This window comes from Neobacillus drentensis (assembly GCF_036966985.1).
In the GTDB taxonomy this organism is placed as follows: Bacteria; Bacillota; Bacilli; order Bacillales; family Cytobacillaceae; genus Neobacillus; species Neobacillus drentensis_E.
Map to the genome: position 1 here is coordinate 1 of NZ_JBALSN010000214.1, position 1,517 is coordinate 1,517.

Consider the following 1,517-nt stretch of genomic DNA (forward strand, 5'->3'; position numbering starts at 1 on the left):
AGAAGTGAAAAAAGAAATGCTATTAATTTTGACGTCATGGAAGGGTTGGCAGAAGCAATAAAAAGATCTTTGCACCCTGATATTAAGGCACTTGTTATTACCGGAGAACATGATCGTGCTTTTTGTTCAGGTGGAGACTTATCTGTTTTTCACTCCCTTCGCACAAAGGAAGAAGCATATGGGATGCTCTCAAAAATGGCCAATATCCTTTATTCGCTGCTTACACTGCCTATTCCGACGGTTGCTCTCATTAATGGAACAGCCGTTGGCGGCGGTTGTGAACTTGCAGCTGCCTGCGATTATCGCTTAGCGAGAGAAGGTATATTGGCAGGGTTTATCCAAGGGAAGCAAGCAATAACAACGGGATGGGGCGGAGGTTCAATTTTAGCAGAAAAGTTGCCTGTTGCTAGTGCAATGAAGCTCTTAATGGAAGCAGAACTCCAATCAGCCTCATATTTAAAAGAAATTGGGTTTATTAACTCTCTATATACTGATCAATCTCTTCAGGCTTGTGAAATATACCTTGGACAAATGATATCTAAGGATGTAAATGTACTAAAATCCTATAAAAGGATTTGGATTAGAAAGTGGGAAGAAACTAAACTGCGCGAAAGAATAGAGGAAGAGGTTAGAAATTGTGCTATCCTGTGGGAAAGCGATACCCATCATGAGTATGTAAATGCGTTTCTACGAAAAAACAATGAATAAAGATGAAAAACACAGGGCTTGATTAAGTCTATCTTTTCTAGTAGATGCATATGTATTATAAAAACACTAGGAGGGATGATTTAATGTCACCGACTCGACAAGATGCATGGTCCCAAGATGAAGACTTGTTGCTTGCTGAGGTTGTGTTACGACACATCCGGGAAGGCGGGACGCAACTGCAAGCATTCGAAGAAGTAGGGAAGCAGCTCACGCGTACTTCAGCAGCCTGTGGCTTTCGTTGGAATTCGTTTGTTAGAAAACAATATAAATCAGGCATTGAGCTGGCTAAAAAGCAGCGAAAAGAGTTAAAAAAACAGCCAGTGTCGAATGAAATAGAAACCTATGAAGAACCAGTTAAAGTAGAAGCTGTTCCTTCACCAACAGGAAATGAACAGGGAAGCACGATTTCATTTACGGCGGTGATCCATTATTTAGAGGGGCTTCAACAAAAAGCACAAGCCTCATCCAACAATGAAGCGGAACGGAAGAAATCTAATGAAAAAATCAAAGAGTTGGAAAAAAAGGCATACTATTTGGCCGCAGAAAACGAAAGATTATCTAAAAATTTAAAAGCAATCGAAGAGGACTATCGATCATTAATTGAAATTATGGAGAGAGCTCGGAAAATGGTAGTTCTTCAAGATGAGGACCGACAACAAAAAGTTAAATTCCAAATGGACAAAAACGGTAATCTTGAAAGAGTAGAAAAGTAGAAAAAGCGGACCCAATGTCCGCTTTTTCATCGTTTAGAAGATATATTTATTGTATTGTAGATAATTGTAATAGCTCTCTGAATCCAGCTCCAGCAC

The 1,517-nt window shown here is 39.6% G+C and carries 2 protein-coding genes; both read left to right on the forward strand.

What is annotated here, in order from left to right; all coding sequences use genetic code 11:
• The coding region (locus tag V7659_RS14725; RefSeq protein WP_335540642.1) for an enoyl-CoA hydratase/isomerase family protein at positions 1–708 on the forward strand (708 nt) is incomplete at its 5' end.
• A gap of 83 nt (positions 709–791) precedes the next feature.
• Positions 792–1,421: an RsfA family transcriptional regulator gene (locus V7659_RS14730; RefSeq protein WP_335540643.1), complete on the forward strand. Its 630-nt coding sequence runs from the start codon at positions 792–794 to the stop codon at positions 1,419–1,421.
• Positions 1,422–1,517 lie beyond the last annotated feature (96 nt).

Coding starts and splice junctions, on each gene's coding strand:
- V7659_RS14730 (WP_335540643.1), top strand. CDS start 792: ATGTCACCGACTCGACAAGATGCATGGTCCCAAGATGAAGACTTGTTG.